General features: G+C 40.7%; 16 protein-coding genes and 2 pseudogenes. 7 read left to right on the forward strand and 11 right to left on the reverse strand.

What is annotated here, in order from left to right; all coding sequences use genetic code 11:
* Positions 1-153 precede the first annotated feature (153 nt).
* Positions 154-1,892, forward strand: a pseudogene (locus ACT4_RS06460) (amidohydrolase).
* A gap of 58 nt (positions 1,893-1,950) precedes the next feature.
* Here the strand turns inward: ACT4_RS06460 and purC are convergent.
* The 3 genes from purC to dapA are packed head-to-tail and all read right to left on the reverse strand — an operon-like array spanning position 1,951 to position 4,218.
* Positions 1,951-2,670, reverse strand: a complete 720-nt coding sequence (purC, locus tag ACT4_RS06465; protein ID WP_007480821.1) for a phosphoribosylaminoimidazolesuccinocarboxamide synthase — start codon at positions 2,668-2,670, stop codon at positions 1,951-1,953.
* 36 nt (positions 2,671-2,706) lie between these two features.
* On the reverse strand, positions 2,707-3,309 hold the full coding sequence (locus ACT4_RS06470; protein WP_017196845.1) for a hypothetical protein: 603 nt from the start codon (positions 3,307-3,309) through the stop codon (positions 2,707-2,709).
* Positions 3,310-3,324: 15 nt separating this feature from the next.
* The gene (gene dapA, locus ACT4_RS06475) at positions 3,325-4,218 is read right to left on the reverse strand and encodes a 4-hydroxy-tetrahydrodipicolinate synthase (RefSeq protein WP_004878166.1); all 894 of its coding nucleotides are present in this window, start codon (positions 4,216-4,218) and stop codon (positions 3,325-3,327) included.
* Positions 4,219-4,508: 290 nt separating this feature from the next.
* Between dapA and pncA the strand changes: the two genes are divergently transcribed.
* From pncA to ACT4_RS06490, 3 genes are all read left to right on the forward strand, one after another.
* Entirely contained in the window at positions 4,509-5,141 is a 633-nt protein-coding gene (gene pncA / locus ACT4_RS06480; protein ID WP_007480824.1) for a bifunctional nicotinamidase/pyrazinamidase, read from the forward strand.
* Positions 5,142-5,234: 93 nt separating this feature from the next.
* On the forward strand, positions 5,235-5,699 hold the full coding sequence (locus tag ACT4_RS06485; RefSeq protein ID WP_004878164.1) for an Lrp/AsnC family transcriptional regulator: 465 nt from the start codon (positions 5,235-5,237) through the stop codon (positions 5,697-5,699).
* A gap of 202 nt (positions 5,700-5,901) precedes the next feature.
* Complete coding sequence (locus ACT4_RS06490; protein WP_007480826.1) at positions 5,902-6,540, forward strand: YitT family protein; 639 nt, start codon at positions 5,902-5,904, stop codon at positions 6,538-6,540.
* Positions 6,541-6,614: 74 nt separating this feature from the next.
* On the opposite strand, the gene glmS is transcribed toward ACT4_RS06490, so the two are convergent.
* The 8 genes from glmS to ACT4_RS06530 form a co-directional block, all read right to left on the reverse strand.
* The gene (gene glmS, locus ACT4_RS06495) at positions 6,615-8,453 is read right to left on the reverse strand and encodes a glutamine--fructose-6-phosphate transaminase (isomerizing) (protein ID WP_007480827.1); all 1,839 of its coding nucleotides are present in this window, start codon (positions 8,451-8,453) and stop codon (positions 6,615-6,617) included.
* Between the two features lie 12 nt (positions 8,454-8,465).
* Entirely contained in the window at positions 8,466-9,830 is a 1,365-nt protein-coding gene (gene glmU / locus ACT4_RS06500; RefSeq protein ID WP_007480829.1) for a bifunctional UDP-N-acetylglucosamine diphosphorylase/glucosamine-1-phosphate N-acetyltransferase GlmU, read from the reverse strand.
* A 22-nt stretch (positions 9,831-9,852) separates the two neighbouring features.
* Positions 9,853-10,374: a phosphatidylglycerophosphatase A gene (locus ACT4_RS06505; RefSeq protein ID WP_034604712.1), complete on the reverse strand. Its 522-nt coding sequence runs from the start codon at positions 10,372-10,374 to the stop codon at positions 9,853-9,855.
* Positions 10,352-11,269, reverse strand: a complete 918-nt coding sequence (gene thiL, locus ACT4_RS06510; RefSeq protein WP_007480832.1) for a thiamine-phosphate kinase — start codon at positions 11,267-11,269, stop codon at positions 10,352-10,354. The genes ACT4_RS06505 and thiL overlap by 23 nt, the downstream gene beginning before the upstream one ends.
* Before the next feature lie 15 nt (positions 11,270-11,284).
* Positions 11,285-11,734: a transcription antitermination factor NusB gene (gene nusB, locus ACT4_RS06515; RefSeq protein ID WP_004878158.1), complete on the reverse strand. Its 450-nt coding sequence runs from the start codon at positions 11,732-11,734 to the stop codon at positions 11,285-11,287.
* A gap of 3 nt (positions 11,735-11,737) precedes the next feature.
* Positions 11,738-12,208 (reverse strand): 6,7-dimethyl-8-ribityllumazine synthase, encoded by a 471-nt coding sequence (gene ribE, locus ACT4_RS06520; RefSeq protein ID WP_004878155.1) that lies wholly within the window; start codon positions 12,206-12,208, stop codon positions 11,738-11,740.
* An 11-nt stretch (positions 12,209-12,219) separates the two neighbouring features.
* The gene (gene ribBA, locus ACT4_RS06525; RefSeq protein ID WP_004878154.1) at positions 12,220-13,341 is read right to left on the reverse strand and encodes a bifunctional 3,4-dihydroxy-2-butanone-4-phosphate synthase/GTP cyclohydrolase II; all 1,122 of its coding nucleotides are present in this window, start codon (positions 13,339-13,341) and stop codon (positions 12,220-12,222) included.
* Positions 13,342-13,502: 161 nt separating this feature from the next.
* Positions 13,503-14,813: a hypothetical protein gene (locus ACT4_RS06530; protein ID WP_165593501.1), complete on the reverse strand. Its 1,311-nt coding sequence runs from the start codon at positions 14,811-14,813 to the stop codon at positions 13,503-13,505.
* A 61-nt stretch (positions 14,814-14,874) separates the two neighbouring features.
* Here ACT4_RS06530 and serB point away from each other — a divergent pair, with 61 nt between their 5' ends.
* The 3 genes and pseudogenes from serB to ACT4_RS06545 all read left to right on the forward strand — a co-directional run.
* On the forward strand, positions 14,875-16,095 hold the full coding sequence (gene serB, locus ACT4_RS06535) for a phosphoserine phosphatase SerB (protein WP_004878150.1): 1,221 nt from the start codon (positions 14,875-14,877) through the stop codon (positions 16,093-16,095).
* A 406-nt stretch (positions 16,096-16,501) separates the two neighbouring features.
* A complete protein-coding gene (gene aciT, locus ACT4_RS06540; RefSeq protein ID WP_004878149.1) occupies positions 16,502-16,837 on the forward strand; it encodes a ciprofloxacin tolerance protein AciT in 336 nt (111 codons plus the stop codon).
* A gap of 148 nt (positions 16,838-16,985) precedes the next feature.
* Positions 16,986-17,474, forward strand: a pseudogene (locus ACT4_RS06545) (hypothetical protein); the annotation flags it as partial.

Here is a 17,474-nt window from a genome sequence, read left to right on the forward strand (position 1 = left end):
ACCTAGTATATTAAATAGTAGGTGTTTCTAATCTAAGTAATTGATCATGTTGCTCTTTACCAAAAATTATAAAAAGCAATCAATCTAGCCTTTCTATTCCTCAAATAATAAGCTTTAATCATAAAGGCATAATAAAAATATGGAATTTAATTCATGACGTACAAACATATCAATAAACTTACACTCGCATCAGCAATTACCATCGCTTTAGCTGGCTGTGCGACCAAGAGTATGCCCGCTTCCTCAACAGAGAAATTATTCTATGGTGGGCCGATTTTAACGATGGAGGGTAGTGAACCACATTATGCAGAAGCTTTATTGGTTAAAGATGGAAAAATTATATTTGTAGGAACCAAAAAAGAAGCAGAACAGCGAACAGATCGCCAAGTACAGCATATTGATTTAAAAAATAAAACACTTTTACCGGGACTGATCGATGCCCATAGTCACGTCAACATGGTGGGTTTTCAGCAGACCGTTGCCAATCTATATCCAGAACCCGATGGTACGGTATCAGATATTAATTCATTGATTGATGCTCTCAAAACATGGAAAGCACAAAATCCAGAATTTGTTAGCACAATGAATGGTTGGATTTTAGGAAATGGCTATGATGACGCACAATTAAAAGAACAGCGTCATCCGACCGCAACGGATTTGGATCGAGTATCAAAAGATCAGCCTGTCATGATTTTACATCAATCTGGTCACCTTGCTTCTGTCAATCACAAAGCCTTAGAGTTACTCAAATTTGATAAAAACACAGCAAATCCTGATGGTGGCGTGATTCGTCGTGAACCAAATTCAAATGTACCAAATGGAGTGCTCGAAGAGTCCGCTTTATTTTCAGCAGTTGGTGCGATTTTCAATGGTGTGCCCCCAGATATGTTGTTGAGTATGGCAAAAAAAGGGATTCAGGTCTATGTGAAGAATGGATTTACAACGGTGCAAGAGGGGCGTGCTGATCAGGGGACAACAGACATGTGGCGTGCCTTGGGACAACAAAACCAGTTGCCTGTTGATGTGGTTTCTTATCCTGATATTACCACCAGTAAAGACTATATGTTAAAGCATGGTAGCAGTTTGCAATATGATCATCACTTTCGTATTGGTGGTATCAAGATTAGTTTAGATGGCTCACCCCAAGGCAAGACGGCATGGTTGTCACAGCCTTATGTTGTACCACCTGAGGGTGAGACCAAAGATTACAAAGGCTATCCTGCCTTCAAGCATAGTCAGGATGTTAACAACTATGTGAATCTTGCCTTCAAACAAGGCTGGCAAGTGCTTGCGCATGCCAATGGTGACGCTGCGATAGATCAATTTATTCAGGCCGTTCGCTATGCAACCAATCAACAAGGCAAAGCAGATCGTCGAAGTGTATTGATTCACTCTCAAACGATCCGTGAAGATCAATTAGATCAGCTTAAAGCATTAGATATTATCCCTTCCTTTTTCTCATTACATACCTTTTATTGGGGTGATTGGCATAGGCAGCAAACAGTTGGGGAGCAGAAAGCACAACATATCTCTCCGACAGGAATGGCATTCAGAAAGAACATTATTTTTACCGAGCATCACGATGCACCTGTCATTCCGCCAAATAGCATGATGATGCTCGATGCATCTGTGAATAGAACGACACGAAGTGGTTATGTGTTAGGTGCGGATGAGCGAATTAGTCCATATATTGCACTGAAATCGATGACCGACTGGGCTGCATATCAATATTTTGAAGAAAAAATAAAGGAACCTTGACGCAAGGTAAGCTGGCTGATTTAGTGATCCTAGATAAGAATCCACTGAGCATTCCAAGCAAAGAGATTAAAAATATTAAAATTATTGCGACTTATAAAGAGGGCAATTTGATTTATCAGCAACCGACAAGATAAAAAGCCCACTACAAAAAAACCAGCCGAATTGGCTGGTTTTTTATTTGATTTTACTGAATTAGATATCAGATAAATCTACGCCTAAACGTGTTGCAACTTCTTCATAAGCTTCAACAACGCCGCCTAAACCTTGGCGGAAACGATCTTTATCTAATTTCTTCTTGGTATCTTTATCCCATAGGCGGCAACCATCTGGAGAGAATTCATCACCCAAAACGATGCGGTCATGGAATACACCAAACTCAAGTTTGAAGTCGACCAAAATCATGTTGCCTGCATCAAATAATGCTTTAAGTACATCATTGACTTGGTAAGTGAGTTCTTTCATCTTGGCAAGTTGGTCTGCATTTGCCCAACCTAAAGCAATTGCTTGAGACTCGTTCACCATTGGATCGCCAAGTGCATCATCTTTGAAGAATAATTCAAATGTTGGAGGCGTTAACTCTTTACCTTCTTCAACACCTAAGCGACGGCAAAGTGAACCCGCTGCATAGTTACGAATAACGCACTCTACAGGAATCATTTGTAATTTTTTAACAAGTACTTCAGTTGGAGAAAGCAATTTTTCAAAATGCGTTTCGATACCCGCTTCAGCCAATTTTTCCATGATGAAGGCGTTAAAACGGTTGTTCACCTTACCTTTACGATCTAGCTGCTCGATTTTTTCGCCATTGAACGCAGATGCATCATCACGAAAGACTAAAATCAGGTGGTCAGCATTGTCTGTTTCATATACAGATTTTGCTTTACCAGTATAGAGCAAGGTTTGTTTTAACATGGGGGAACCTTTTTGAAAAATGTGCCTAGTAAACGACTAGGCTGGCCAATTTTGGTAAATCTGGGATAACACTTCGGTTGCAACCGCTGGGTCTGCAAAGGTGGTGTCAAGTTTGAATAGCGCGACAGTATTGCTTGAGCCTACAGCAGAAAGCTTGAGCAGATAATTCTGATCATTCACAGTAATGGTTGCTTCATAACCATGATCTGCTTGAGAAATAACTTTGTAATTTAGGCTGTTTAATGTCGCAAAAGTATATTGCCAAGCGGCAGCAGTAGGACCCTCCACTTTTAGTAATGGGTTTTTGTTCCCATCCATAACCAGTTGTGGACGACCCAATGTTGTAGTCGTATTTTCAGTGCTACTTGCTGTTGTTTGCAATGCCTCTGGACGAGGTAAAGCATAACGGTTGCCACTTTTGTTTTCGAATGACGGTGCATGTTCGATCGCAAGTGGATCAACCGATGGAGCTGGATACAATGGAGTAAATGGTCTGACCGTTGCATTGTCTGGGAATTTGAGAGGTTCAAGCGCTTTTGCTTTTTTGTAATCCAATGAATGATTATTGAGGGCAAAACGACCACAACCAGCCAAACTTAAAGCTGAAATGACAAGGACAACACCAAGACGTAATTGCATCATAAATTGCTCGTATTAAATAATTCCCGCAACTTTTAAGTCGTTGCGAAGAGGTTCACGATATTGTTCTGCTAGAGCGGTTAAAGGCAGGCGTAGGCCTGTGCTAATGTATCCCATCTCATGCAATGCCCATTTCACAGGAATTGGGTTTGATTCGCAAAACAAAATATTGTGTAGATTTGCAATTTGTTGATTCAAGCTTTGCGCTTTTGCTTTATCACCAGCCAATGCTGCTTCACAAACTTCGCTCATTTGTTTTGGCGCTACGTTTGCTGTGACCGAGATATTACCTTTAGCACCAAGTAAAATCAGCTCCCATGCCGTTTCATCATCACCTGAATAAACAGCCATTTTACCGTTTAAGCCTTCGATGAGTGCTTGACCACGAGGAACATCGCCTGTTGCATCTTTAATACCAATAATGTTTTTAACATCAGCAAGGCGAATGACCGTATCATTTTGCATGTCAACGCCAGTACGACCTGGAACATTATAAAGGATTTGAGGAATATCAACTGCTTCTGCAATTGCTTTATAGTGTTGATATAAGCCTTCTTGCGTTGGTTTATTATAATATGGCGTAACCAATAGTGCTGCGTCAGCACCTAATTCTTTTGCTGCTTTGGTCAGTTCAATCGCTTCACGCGTTGAGTTAGCGCCTGTACCCGCAATAATAGGAATACGTTTATTCGCGACACGAATCACTTCTTTAATGACTTGTGTATGTTCTTCCATGCTGAGTGTAGAAGCTTCGCCCGTTGTGCCGACAGCAACAATGCTATTAGTACCTTGTTGGATGTGCCACTCAACGAGCTTCTCAAGACCCTTCCAATCTACGCTGCCATCTTCAAACATTGGGGTGACGATTGCGACAATTGAGCCTTGAATATTCTGTGCTAGCTGAGTCATTTTAAAAAAATATCCTATTTTCCCATCCGAGATTGAAGTAATTTAAACGAAATATTGGATGGTTGCAGTATTTTGATTCGTCGTCCAACAGTAAGTCGAGTTGAATGACAATTATGCAAATTATGACTGATCAGAGGCATAAGAACAATATGCTTTGGTCAAACTGTAGAAAACTTTAATTCATCTTTAACTTGAATAGTTTTCATCTTAATTAAAAGTTTTGCGATCTCTAGTCAGAATAACGCAGGCAGGGTATTGTAAAACCAGATGGTTTAGAGGGAATAACAGCGATGCTAGTGAATTCAAAGAATATCGCATTGATTGTAGTGGATGTTCAAAATGGTTTTACACCGGGTGGAAACTTAGCCGTCGACCAAGCTGATCAGATCATTCCTTTAATTAATCAGCTCTCTACAAAATTTGGTCATGTGGTGTTGACCCAAGACTGGCATCCAGAACAGCATATCTCTTTTGCTGAAAATCATCCGCATAAACAGCCATTTGAAACCATAGAGTTGAATTATGGTACTCAAGTGTTATGGCCGAAACACTGTGTGCAGGGGAGTCATGATGCAGCATTTCATCCTGATTTGAATATTCCAACCGCTCAACTCATTATTCGTAAAGGCTTTCATCCCGATATTGATAGTTATTCTGCATTTATGGAGGCAGATCGAAAAACTCCGACAGGATTAAATGGGTATTTGAAAGAACATCAAGTTGATACGGTATATATCGTGGGGATTGCGACAGATTTTTGTGTGGCGTGGACGGCACTTGATGCCGCAGCTTTTGGATTTAAGACCTATGTGATTGAAGATGCATGTAAAGCAATTGATCTAAATGGGTCTCTACAACAGGCTTGGCAGCAGATGCTGGATCGAGGGGTAGAGCGCATTCACTCAACGACGATTCTGCCTTGAGCTTGTTGCAATTAATCTAAAGACGTTACACTTTTCGATCATGATCAGCTTTCATGATTGTTACTATGCCGCGCTATTACCACAGAGAGTTTTATGACAGACCAACTTGATGATTTTGACCGTAAGATTATTCATCATTTACAGCGAAATGGACGTTTAGCCAATCAAGAGTTGGCAGAATTGGTTGGCTTATCAACTTCACAATGTTCTCGTCGTCGTATTTATCTCGAACAGCAAAATATTATCACTGGTTATTATGCTCAAATCGCATTGAGTGCTGATCCAGCACCAATTATGGGTATTATTGAGGTGAAGCTACAAAATTATAATGATGCAACACACGATCGTTTTGTTGAGTTTCTGATGCATGAGCCTGCGGTCAAAGATATTTACAAACTCACAGGGAGTTATGATTTTGCCCTCAAAGTTGCAGTCAAAAACTTAGATGAAATGGTTAAATTGATCGGTATTTTATCCTCCCAAAACTTTGGGGTGAGTAATTTAAATACCTCAATCGTGCTTGAAAAATTAAAAGAAAATGGTATTGCGATTAAATAGAACAACGCTTTCCTAAGCTGGGTGTTATCGCTCGGCTTTTTTGGGTTTTGATTATACCAATTGGATTATTTTGAATATAAATTGCATTTATGGTGAAAATATAAGAAAAAATTGCGAAAATTAAATAAAAATGATCAAATATGTCATATCTTTTTTAAAGATTTCTCTCCCTTCTGTTGTTCTCCTATTAAGTTGTAGCGTTATGAATACCGATCAAAAAGTATCTTTGGTAAGCCCAGTCATGCCTGTAATTGATCAACACTCAAAGATTGAAGATGCACTTGCCATGTTAATCGGCACTTTTATTCTTTCATTTGCGATGACATTGTTAAAGCAAGCAGGAATTATGACGGGTGGAACAGCTGGCCTGTCATTGTTGATTCATTACATCACAGATATTAAGTTTGGTATTTTATTTTTCCTGATTAATATTCCATTTTACTATTTTGCTTATAAAAAAATGGGCGTTGGTTTAGTCGTAAAGACGTTTATTGCCGTGGCTTTACTGGCAGGTTTTACGGAAATGATTCCCCATTTTTTTCACCTGTCAGACGTAAATCCATTTTATGCGACGATCTTCGCGAATGTGCTGATGGGTGTGAGTTTCCTGATTCTTTTTAGACATCGCTCTAGTTTGGGTGGTATTAATTTATTGGTTCTTTATTTACAAGAGCAGTTTAAGATTCCAGCAGGCAAGGTGCAGATGGGAATTGATGTTGCGATCTTGTTGATTTCACTATTTTTTGTGGATTGGAAATTGATTCTGATTTCTATACTGGGAGCTGTGATTCTGAATTCTATTATTTTGTTAAATCATAAAACCAATCGTTACGTGGCTTAAAGTCAGATACTTCTCATTTTTCTATTGGCATTTGAGAATGGAAGAAAGGTGAACCTTTCTTCCATTTTTTTTAATTATTCCACAGTAACACTTTTCGCAAGGTTACGAGGTTGGTCGACATCTGTACCGCGTAATACTGCAACATGATAAGAAAGCAACTGTACAGGTACGCTGTAAACGATTGGCGCTAACCATTCATTCACTGCTGGGATGTGTACAACGTGTTGACGATCTTTCTCTTGAATGCCGCTGTTTTCATCTGCAAATACAAAAAGTTCGCCGCCACGCGCTTGAACTTCTTCCATATTCGATTTTAACTTATCGAGCATTTCGTCATTTGGCGCTAAGATCACCACAGGCATTTCATTATCGACTAATGCCAACGGACCATGCTTCAATTCACCTGCTGCATATCCTTCTGCATGAATATATGAAATTTCTTTCAGTTTCAAAGCACCTTCCAATGCGATAGGGAAGTGTGTGCCACGGCCTAAGAATAAGCAGTGATTCTTTTCTACAAACAGTGCAGATAAACGAAGAATCGCTGTGTTGTGCTGTAGCGTATCTAAAATTACTTTCGGGCAGTGCCATAACGCTTCAGTAATTTCAGTGAGCTGAGCTGCTGCGAGACGCTGCTTAACTTGACCGATTTTTAGAATCAATAACATCAAAGCAGCCAGCTGAGTTGTGAATGCTTTGGTTGAGGCAACACCAATTTCAGGGCCAGCAAGTGTCAGCAAATGATGATCTGTTTCACGTACCATTGATGACGTTGCAACGTTACAAATCGTCATGGTGCTGATATTGATGTTATTTGCTTTGGCACGTTTTTGAGTTTCACGTAACGCTGCCAATGTATCCGCTGTTTCTCCAGACTGAGAAATACAGATATAAAGTGTATTTTCAACAATAACAGGCGTACGGTAACGGAATTCGCTGGCAATTTCAACTTGGCAAGGAACACCAATTAGCTGTTCAAACCAGTATTTCGCAATCATACCTGCATGGTAGCTGGTACCGCAGGCAATGATTTGTACTTGCTGAATTTTGTCAAAATCCGCATTGGCATGTTGAAGAAAATCTTCACGCAAATTATTGCCATTCAATGCTTGTGAAATCGTTTGTTGAATCGCTTCAGGTTGCTCATAAATTTCTTTGAGCATGAAGTGTTTATATTCGCCTTTCGATGCATTACTTACAGTCGCATCAAGCTCTTTCACTGGGCGATCAACACGTTCACCGTTTACAAAAACTTCAATGCTGGTACGTGTTAAACGTGCAATATCACCTTCTTCTAAATAAACGAAGCGATTGGTCACAGGTAACAAAGCAAGTTGATCTGAACTAATAAAGTTCTCACCAATACCAACACCAATCACAAGCGGAGAACCTTCGCGAACGGTGATGAGTTCATCAGCATGTTCAGTATGAATAATACCTAAAGCATAAGCACCTTTAAGACGTGGTGTTACCTTTTGAACAGCTTCTAATAAGCTATCTGTTTGCTTTAAGGCATCGTTGACAAGGTGAGCAACAACTTCTGTGTCAGTTTGAGAGGTAAAGATATAGCCAAGTGCTTGTAGTTCATCTTTGAGTTCTTGATAATTCTCAATAATACCGTTGTGAACAACTGCAACATTGCCTGAAACATGCGGATGTGCATTATTTTCAGTTGGCTTACCATGAGTTGCCCAACGTGTGTGTGCAATACCGATATTACCCGTCAAATGCTGTTCTGAAACCGCTTCGGCTAAGTTAGCAACTTTACCAACACGACGTTCACGTAAAATTTGTTCTTTATTTAAAAGTGCTAAACCCGCAGAGTCATAACCACGATATTCAAGGCGCTTTAAACCTTCGATCAAGATCTCAGTTACACAACGTTCAGCAACGCCTCCAACAATACCACACATAATTATATCCTCTTATTTTTTCAGCTTTTGGGGACGTTGATAATTTGCTTTTTCAAATTGTTTAGCACGTTCCACAGCTAAACTATGATCAGCGACGTCTCTCGTTAGGGTTGAGCCAGCACCAGTGGTCGCACCCTGACCAATTTTGATCGGTGCAACCAAGGAATTATTTGTGCCAATGAAGACATTGTCTTCAATCACAGTACGGTGTTTGTTTGCACCATCATAATTACAAGTAATCGTGCCTGCGCCAATATTACAATCTGCACCGATATCAGCATCACCTAAATAGGTAAAATGATTGGCTTTGGACCCTTGACCAATGTTTGAATTTTTCACTTCAACAAAGTTGCCAATATGCACATCATTACCCAAGTTTGCACCTGGACGTAAACGTGCAAAAGGTCCAATTTGGGTATTTTCGCCCACGATAGCATTTTCAAAAACGCTGTAGGCTTGAACTTTTGTTCCAGCGGCAATGCGTGTGTTTTTCAAGATACAGCCAGCGCCAAGTTGAACGTTATCGCCAAGCTCACAATCACCTTCAATAATGACATTGATATCAATCTGCACGTCTTGACCACATTTGAGATGACCACGTAGATCAAAACGACTTGGATCAATCAGGTGTACGCCTTGTTGCATCAATTCTTTGGCTTGTTGTTGCTGAAATTCACGTTCCAATGCCGCTAATTGCAAACGGTCATTTACGCCTTCCACTTCAAACTCAATTTCAGGCTGGATCGATGCAATTTCTAAGCCATCGGCAACAGCCATTGCAACAATATCAGTCAGGTAGTATTCACCTTGCACATTATTGTTAGACAGTTTTGGTAACCATTGATGTAGCTTTGCATTACTTACGCAATAAATGCCTGTATTGATTTCTTGGATTTGTCGTTGTTCTTCATTGGCATCTTTATGCTCAACAATCGCTTGGATTTTTCCAGCTTGGCGTACGATACGACCATAACCTGTTGGGTTTTCAACATTTAAGGTAATCATCCCAATGCCTGATTGGCTTGATGCTTCAAGTAGTTGTTCAAGCGTACTTTGGCGAACCAGAGGAACATCACCATATAAGATAAGTGAAATACCATCCTGAGCTAAGACAGGTAAAGTCATTTGGACGGCATGACCTGTGCCCAACTGCTCCGCTTGCTCCACCCACTCGATTTGTTCAGCGGCAAAGCGATTTTTAACCAGTTCTCCACCATGCCCATAAATGGTAATAATATTCTGAGCTTGTAGTTTTTTTGCTGTTTCAATCACATGACCTAAAAGTGGACGACCAGCAAGCGGTTGTAACACTTTTGGTAGTTGTGAACGCATTCGCGTTCCTTTCCCTGCAGCAAGAATAATGACTGTTGTTGACATAATTAACCCTAATATTAATGTGTTAGGTCAAAAAATAAAAATGGATTATAAAAATACAGAGTGCGGCCCAAAGTCCAGCAATAATGTCATCGAGCATAATGCCAAAGCCACCTGACACTTTTTGATCAGCCCAACTAATAGGGAATGGCTTCCAGACATCAAAGATACGAAATAAGATAAATCCCGCAATGACCCACAACCAATTCATTTGCTGTAGATAAAGCAAAGGCAATAGAGTAATAGATTGACCTGCAAACTCATCCCAAACGATACGTCCATCATCATGAACGTGAATGACTTTTGCCGTATGTCCACAAATATAAATGCCAACCAATGACATGAGGACAATTGCGACGATACTACCTAGCAATCCAAGTTGTAACCAGAATGGAACAAACAGCAGTGCAAAGGCAGAACCAAACGTTCCGGGCGCTTTCGGGCTGAGTCCTGAACCAAAGCCGACACCACAAAAAACGATAAAGCGGTCATACCAACTCATTTGGTTGAAGTGGATGGGAGGTTTATGCAAAGTGTTGGTATCCATGAACATGTAATGGGTAAATATCGCCCATATACTCAAATAACAATCCAGATTGTTGGGTAATTTCGCCGATTATTGTAAGCGGAACATCGAGTTGCTGTTGCTGTAGTTTCTCATAGTTTTGCGGTGATATTGTAAAGCATAATTCGTAATCATCGCCACCTGCGAGTGCATATTGCCAAGCATGTCGTGGTTCAATTTGTTTTAGTGATGGATCTAACGGAAGCTGTTCAAGTTGTAATTTTGCCCCAACCTTGGAGGCTTTGAGAATATGACCTAAGTCTTGTGCGAGTCCATCAGAGATATCGATCATGCTGGATGCCAAGCCTTTTAATTGTTGACCGAGCTGGCAACGTGGCGTTGGGTAATCTAAGCGATGTTGTAATGGGTGCCCTAGATGTTTTAGCCCGTATGCTGCATCTCCCACTTGCCCACTCACACAAATATAGTCACCGATTTGAGCACCTGATCGAGTCACAGCTTGTCCGTGATCAATCCAACCGAATGCTGTCACGCTAATGGTGAGTTGAGAGCTTTGAGTTGTGTCGCCACCAATCAGTGAAACACTGAACTGGTCACAACAGTCAAACAAGCCTCGACTAAATTCAGCCAACCAAGCTTCATCAACATGAGGGAGGCTCAAAGCGAGTAAAATACTGTGAGGTTCTGCTCCCATTGCAGCAATATCAGATAAATTGACTGCGACACTTTTCCAGCCAATTGCATGCGCTGAAGTGTCTAATGGGAAATGACGACCAGCAACCAATGTATCTGTGCAGATCACCAGTTGTTGTGACAAAGGAGGGGTAACAATAGCTGAGTCATCGCCAATGCCTAAACTTACATCAACTTTAGACGTTCGTTTAAAATAACGGTCAATAATCGAAAACTCAGCCATACAACATCAAGCCTATTATTTTGCTTGTTGTTTTTCAGCTTCACGAAGCTTTGATGATAAACGGTCTAATACACCATTGATGTATTTATGACTATCTGCACCACCAAAGTGTTTTGCTAATTCAATTGCTTCATCCAGTACCACGCGATATGGAATTTCGAGATGATCTCGTAATTCATAAGCACCTAGTCGTAAAGCTGCAAGCTCTACACCATCAAGTGCAGTCAGTTCACGGTCAAGTACAGGAATAAGGAGCTCATCTAAAGCTTCATGTTGAGCAACCACTTGAGTGAGCAATTCATGGTAATAATTTAAGTCAACTTTGTGCATTGCATTTTCAACACGCGTACGTGCTTCAATTTCATGTACAGGATTTTGACTCATTTGCCATTCATAAATCCCTTGTACAGCAAAACGACGTGCTTTGCGTTTCGCTGCATAAGCGGCCTGAAGTGTTTGCGACATGCTTTAAATTGCCTTTAATAAGTTAACCATTTCGATTGCAGTAAGTGCAGCTTCGCTGCCTTTATTTCCTGCTTTCGTACCAGAACGTTCAATAGCTTGTTCAATGCTATCTGTTGTTAAGACACCATTGATCACTGGCATTGTGCTTTCAAGTGCAACAACACCTAAACCTTTTGCACATTCACCTGCAACAAAGTCGAAGTGTGGTGTGCTGCCACGAATGACTGCACCGAGTGCAATGATGGCATCAAATTGATTTGAAGCTGCTAATTTTTTTGCAACGATTGGAAGTTCCCACGCACCTGGTGCATGAATAACAGTAATCGCTTCTTCTGAAACGCCGTGACGTTTTAAAGTGTCGATCGCACCTTCAAGTAAATGCTCAACGACGAAACTGTTGAAACGACCCACTAAGATCGCATAACGACCTTCGCTTGCGAGATGTAATAAACCTTCAATTCGGCGAATTGCCATAGCAACCTCGATTATTTTGCTGTGATTTGATCGGCAGTGATGTATTCCACTACCTCTAAATTAAATCCTGATAAGGCATTGAAACGAAGCGGAGAACTTAATAGTTTCATTTTCTCTACACCAAGATCACGTAAAATTTGCGCACCGACACCAATCGTTTGATATTGTTGGGAGAGTGCTGCATTTGATTTTAATGGTTTTGGTTGATTCATGTGATGCAAAGCATGACCTAAGTCTTCCAAATGATCCTGACCAATCCATACCAACACGCCACGGTCACTTTCAGCAATCGTTTTCATCGCAAGGTCTAGATTCCAAGCAGGAGAACCATCTGCTTTATTGAGCTTTAATAAGTCACGAACTGGATTGAAGCCATGCACGCGAACAGTCGTGATACCATCTTTTGGCTCACCTTTCACTAAAGCTAAATGAATATCTGGGTTACCGATTTCACGGTATTTATACAGTTCAAACGTACCATATTGGGTTTGAATGCTTTCCTGTGATAAACGTTCAACAGTTTGCTCGTTGGTCATGCGGTAATGGATTAGATCTGCGATCGTACCAATTTTAAGACCATGTTTTTCTGCGAAAACCTCTAAATCTGGACGACGCGCCATTGTGCCGTCTTCATTGATGATTTCACAAATCACAGATGCTGGTTCAAGACCAGCAAGGCGAGTTAAATCACAACCAGCTTCAGTATGACCTGCACGATGCAGTACACCACCAGGTTGCGCCATCAATGGGAAAATATGACCTGGTTGTACAATGTCACTTGGTTTGGCATGTGCCGCAACCGCAGTACGAATTGTATGTGCACGTTCAGCAGCAGAAATACCTGTGCTAATCCCTTCAGCAGCTTCAATTGAAAGGGTAAAGTTTGTTGCATGTTGCGCGCCGTTTTGATCAACCATTAATGGAAGATTAAGTTGCTTACAGCGTTCACGGCTCAGTGTGAGGCAGACCAAACCACGTGCATGGGTAATCATGAAGTTAATATCTTCAGGACGAACATGCGTCGCAGCGATGACTAAGTCACCTTCATTTTCACGATCTTCATCATCCATCAGGATGACCATTTTGCCTGCACGAATATCTGCGACAAGCTCTTCAACACGACTCAGCGGCATTCGCTTTCACCTTTTAAGCTGCCAGTAACGGCATTAGTATTCGATAAATCTGGCATAGTTTACCGCATTTTAATAAATTTCGCCTGTGTGCTTGATCATCAATTAAAAAACCTAGTTCTATAACAAAGAACTAGGTTGGTTTTGCAGTCATGATGGACGCGTTATGGCGTTGAAATATCGATAGATTCAGCAGATGATTTTGCTTTTTTACCCATCAAAATCTCAGTGCGAAGGTTTTGAGCAACCGTTGCACATGCTTCATTCATACCATTAATCATAAAGGCATGACGGGTCATAATATTGCTTGGATTTGGCATTGCGACCAATTCATAATTATTTTGAATCTCTTTGAGTTGATCGTGATTCAAATGCAATGCTGCTTCTTTAGCATGTAAATGTTGAGTTAAACGTTTGGATGCTTCAATCGCATCGAGTTGCATTGCATCGACTGCACAAGCAACAGCACCGCGAGTTTGCAGTGCAAAGCGTTTATCTTCACGGTAGCGTTTATATAGAACATCTGCCAATAATTGGAAAACGCCCCCAACCATCATCAAACATTCAAGCGCATGTGGTTGATCTGCACTTGTTGATAATGTCGCACCATCCGCATTAAATTCTTGAACAACTTGAATTTTCTCTGCATCGATTTGGTAGTGCTTCGTACATAGATCAATACTTTTATCTAAGAATAATTGGCACAATTTAAAATAAGGCAAAGAAACCGATTGATTGACGCTGCTCAATAACTGTTTTGGATCATAAAACTGAATATTAAGCGCCAATGATTGGTCATCTAACGGTGCTTGATCGCTCACACTTTTTTCAATACGTGGTTTCGGTTGAGCTTTCGCTTGCTGCTGTGCTTGAGCAACCAAGGTGACAGTATTTTGCTTTTCTAAAGCTAAAGCTTGTGTTAAACGTTGAATTTCATGCTTAAGATGATTTTCTTGATTGATCTGCGCAAGATATTCACTGCGTGTTGGTCGCGCGATTGCACGATACGCAAGCCAAATTAAGCCATGAATAAACAATGAAACTAGAATCGCCAACCATTGTGTTCTTAAGATTTCTCCGATGCTTGGTTCGATCAGCGTAATTTCAACCGTTCCGACTTTTTTTTCATTTTGTAATGCATCACGGACAAAGACCTCACCTTGACGTGTCTTTGCCATACCACTAGTCGCAAGGACTTGTTTATTGGCATCCAAAATACGAATCGAGGCAACGCTCGGATTGGTTGCATAACGATTGGCGACTAATGCCAAAGAGACTGTATTTGCAGGCTCTAATTCTGAAAGACTATCTGCCACCAACTGACTGGTCATCAGTTGTCCTTGGCTGGCGCGATTTTCATTGAGCTGATGGGTTGTTGCAATCACCAATAAAAAGGTATGCAATGCAAAACTTACGGTGAGTAGGCTAGCAAATAGCCCTTGTCGAGGCGCATTCAAGTTAAACTTCCAAGGCAAATAGATTCATGGGTTATGTTATGATTCTTACAATAGTTGTCGCTCAACCACGAGTCAATTCATGCGAGAAATCATTCTTATATCCTTTTTAGGACCAGATCAACCGAATCAGTTTACTCGATTAATGCAGGTACTCTCCGTACATTCTTTGCAAATACTCGATGTTGGTCAGGCTGTTATCCATAATCAACTTACCCTTGGGATCGTTGTTGCTTCGGATAATGAGACTGCAACAGCATTAGCAATGAAAGAAATACTGATTTTAGCACATGATATTGGCTTAACTGTGCGATTTAAACCAATCTCCAACGCAGAATATGATCAATGGGTGAGTGAAGGTGGGCGTACACGTTATATCGTGACAGCATTGGCACCTGAATTAACGGCTGAACATTTGCAAGCCGTCACAAAAATTGTTTCTAGTCAAGGCTTTAACATTGAGACGGTTACACGTTTGTCAGGTCGTTTGGATTTAGATGCGGAGCAAAGTTCTCCTCGTCGTGCCTGTGTGCAATTTGGTCTCAGTGGGCAAATGTTGGATGCGCAAGCCATGCGTGCCGCTTGTTTAAGTTTATCGGGGGAGTTAAATATCGACGTTGCTGTACAAGAAGACAATGCTTATCGTCGTAATCGTCGTTTAGTGTGCTTTGATATGGACTCTACGTTGATTGAACAAGAAGTCATTGATGAATTAGCGCTAGAAGCAGGTGTGGGTGCTCAAGTCGCTGAAATTACTGAACGTGCTATGCAGGGTGAACTTGATTTCCAACAAAGTTTTAGAGCACGTGTCGCTTTATTAAAAGGATTGGATGCATCTGTTTTACCGAAGATTGCTGAACGCTTGACCATTACTGAAGGCGCAGCTCGATTGATTTCAACCTTAAAAGCATTGGGTTATCGTACGGCAATTTTATCTGGTGGTTTCCAATATTTTGCTGAATATCTTCAAGAGAAATTAGGCATTGATGAAGTTCACGCCAATATTTTAGATGTCGAAAATGGTGTTGTAACAGGCGAAGTAAAAGGCGCAATTGTCGATGGTGCACGTAAAGCTGAATTATTACGTCAGTTAGCCGATAAAATGGGAATTTCTTTAGAGCAGGCGATGGCTGTAGGGGATGGTGCAAATGATTTACCGATGCTTTCGATTGCAGGTTTAGGCGTGGCTTTCCGAGCGAAACCATTGGTTCGCCAAAATGCCAACCAAGCGATCTCAAGCGTTGGTTTAGATGGCGTGCTGTACTTATTAGGTATGCATGATAAAGATTTAAATCGTGCTTAAAATATAATCTTGGGTGTTAAATTATGCCGTGATTTGTCACGGCATACTCCATTTTGGTGCGTCATTAATCCGTCATATTTATGTCTAAATGTATAGAAAAACAACGATAAAAAAATTCAGAAAAAAGTTTTTTCTCAGCGAAAATGAGGCATGTTTTTTTGTAATGACACGCGGAAATTGACGCTATATAGAGATTCAGGTTTTTTGTAGATTAAAAAAATGTAATGACAAAAGCATATTGCGACATCTTATGTCGTATGATTAATTTCAGGCTCTTTTTTTCTAAAAAAAACGCTCCATAATGCATAAAGACGTTAATGCAATACGAATCACTGTTTAGAGATTACAGAACAATATGAGGTCTGATGATTGAATACAGACCACCTTATTTAAGACGGAGGTTTCTATGGAAGCAGCGAATTTCACCATGTGGGTTGGATTTGGCTTAATCGCTGTCGCAGTTATTGCTGTTTTCTTTTCTCCTTATCGTCGTTGGTTAGGTTTTATGTTGGCAGGTATGTTGAGCTGGGGACTGTTAGAAGTGGTGCGCTTTGGTGTGCAAACCGCGTTCGAAATGTCAGTCGCCTATAGTTATCTGACGGCACTGAGCCTCGCGATGGTGACGGTTACATTCATTCTTTTACGTGAAGACAAACAAGCACAAAAACAACTGGCAAATCGTCAGTATATTGAACATACACCTGTATATAAGGATGACCAACAACAATGTTCTAGCCGATAAATCATAATAATTCGAACAACATCAAAGGCATGCTTAGCATGCCTTTTTTGTATCAACTTTCTGCAACAAAGCTTTTACCGACGCCGCTACAATTGTGCTAGGATACGGTTGTCTTAATTTTCATCATTATACTGTGGGCATAATTGTCATGAAGCTTTCTTCTTTACCTGTGGTTAAGTTACCTATTGTTGATGTAAGCACTGATCCACTTGATTTGTTGGTGGCAGGTTTGGCGTTGCGTATGAAGCAATTGGCACGTACTAGCCCTAAGTTTATTGAGTTGGTGCATGACCGCGAGTTCCGTATTCAAATTGGTACAGATTTGGGTATGGCACGTCAGATTATTGTGAACCATGGCAAGATTGATACCGTTGCAGGTAACCCTGAAAAAGCAGACTTTATTTTACAATTTGCAGATAGTGAACAAGGTGTGAAAACACTGGTCAAAGGTGATCCAACTGCGTTCATGACAGGTATGCAAGACGGTAGCATTAAAATGGAAGGTGACTTCAGCTTACTCGTGTGGTTCAACCAGGCTGCTAAACTTATTCCACCTAAAGTGCCAAAACCTGTAAAAGAAAAATTCGTCAGGCACGTGCATTTATCAAAGAAAAACAGGCAAATGAGCCCAATAAAA

Source organism: Acinetobacter sp. NBRC 100985, assembly GCF_000241225.1.
In the GTDB taxonomy this organism is placed as follows: Bacteria; Pseudomonadota; Gammaproteobacteria; order Pseudomonadales; family Moraxellaceae; genus Acinetobacter; species Acinetobacter venetianus.

Bases quoted from the DNA above. Each gene is read 5' to 3' on its own strand.
- purC (WP_007480821.1), bottom strand. From the start codon at position 2,670: ATGTTAAAACAAACCTTGCTCTATACTGGTAAAGCAAAATCTGTATAT.
- ACT4_RS06470 (WP_017196845.1), bottom strand. From the start codon at position 3,309: ATGCAATTACGTCTTGGTGTTGTCCTTGTCATTTCAGCTTTAAGTTTG.
- dapA (WP_004878166.1), bottom strand. From the start codon at position 4,218: ATGACTCAGCTAGCACAGAATATTCAAGGCTCAATTGTCGCAATCGTC.
- pncA (WP_007480824.1), top strand. From the start codon at position 4,509: ATGCTAGTGAATTCAAAGAATATCGCATTGATTGTAGTGGATGTTCAA.
- ACT4_RS06485 (WP_004878164.1), top strand. From the start codon at position 5,235: ATGACAGACCAACTTGATGATTTTGACCGTAAGATTATTCATCATTTA.
- ACT4_RS06490 (WP_007480826.1), top strand. From the start codon at position 5,902: ATGAATACCGATCAAAAAGTATCTTTGGTAAGCCCAGTCATGCCTGTA.
- glmS (WP_007480827.1), bottom strand. From the start codon at position 8,453: ATGTGTGGTATTGTTGGAGGCGTTGCTGAACGTTGTGTAACTGAGATC.
- glmU (WP_007480829.1), bottom strand. From the start codon at position 9,830: ATGTCAACAACAGTCATTATTCTTGCTGCAGGGAAAGGAACGCGAATG.
- ACT4_RS06505 (WP_034604712.1), bottom strand. From the start codon at position 10,374: ATGGATACCAACACTTTGCATAAACCTCCCATCCACTTCAACCAAATG.
- thiL (WP_007480832.1), bottom strand. From the start codon at position 11,269: ATGGCTGAGTTTTCGATTATTGACCGTTATTTTAAACGAACGTCTAAA.
- nusB (WP_004878158.1), bottom strand. From the start codon at position 11,734: ATGTCGCAAACACTTCAGGCCGCTTATGCAGCGAAACGCAAAGCACGT.
- ribE (WP_004878155.1), bottom strand. From the start codon at position 12,208: ATGGCAATTCGCCGAATTGAAGGTTTATTACATCTCGCAAGCGAAGGT.
- ribBA (WP_004878154.1), bottom strand. From the start codon at position 13,341: ATGCCGCTGAGTCGTGTTGAAGAGCTTGTCGCAGATATTCGTGCAGGC.
- serB (WP_004878150.1), top strand. From the start codon at position 14,875: ATGCGAGAAATCATTCTTATATCCTTTTTAGGACCAGATCAACCGAAT.
- aciT (WP_004878149.1), top strand. From the start codon at position 16,502: ATGGAAGCAGCGAATTTCACCATGTGGGTTGGATTTGGCTTAATCGCT.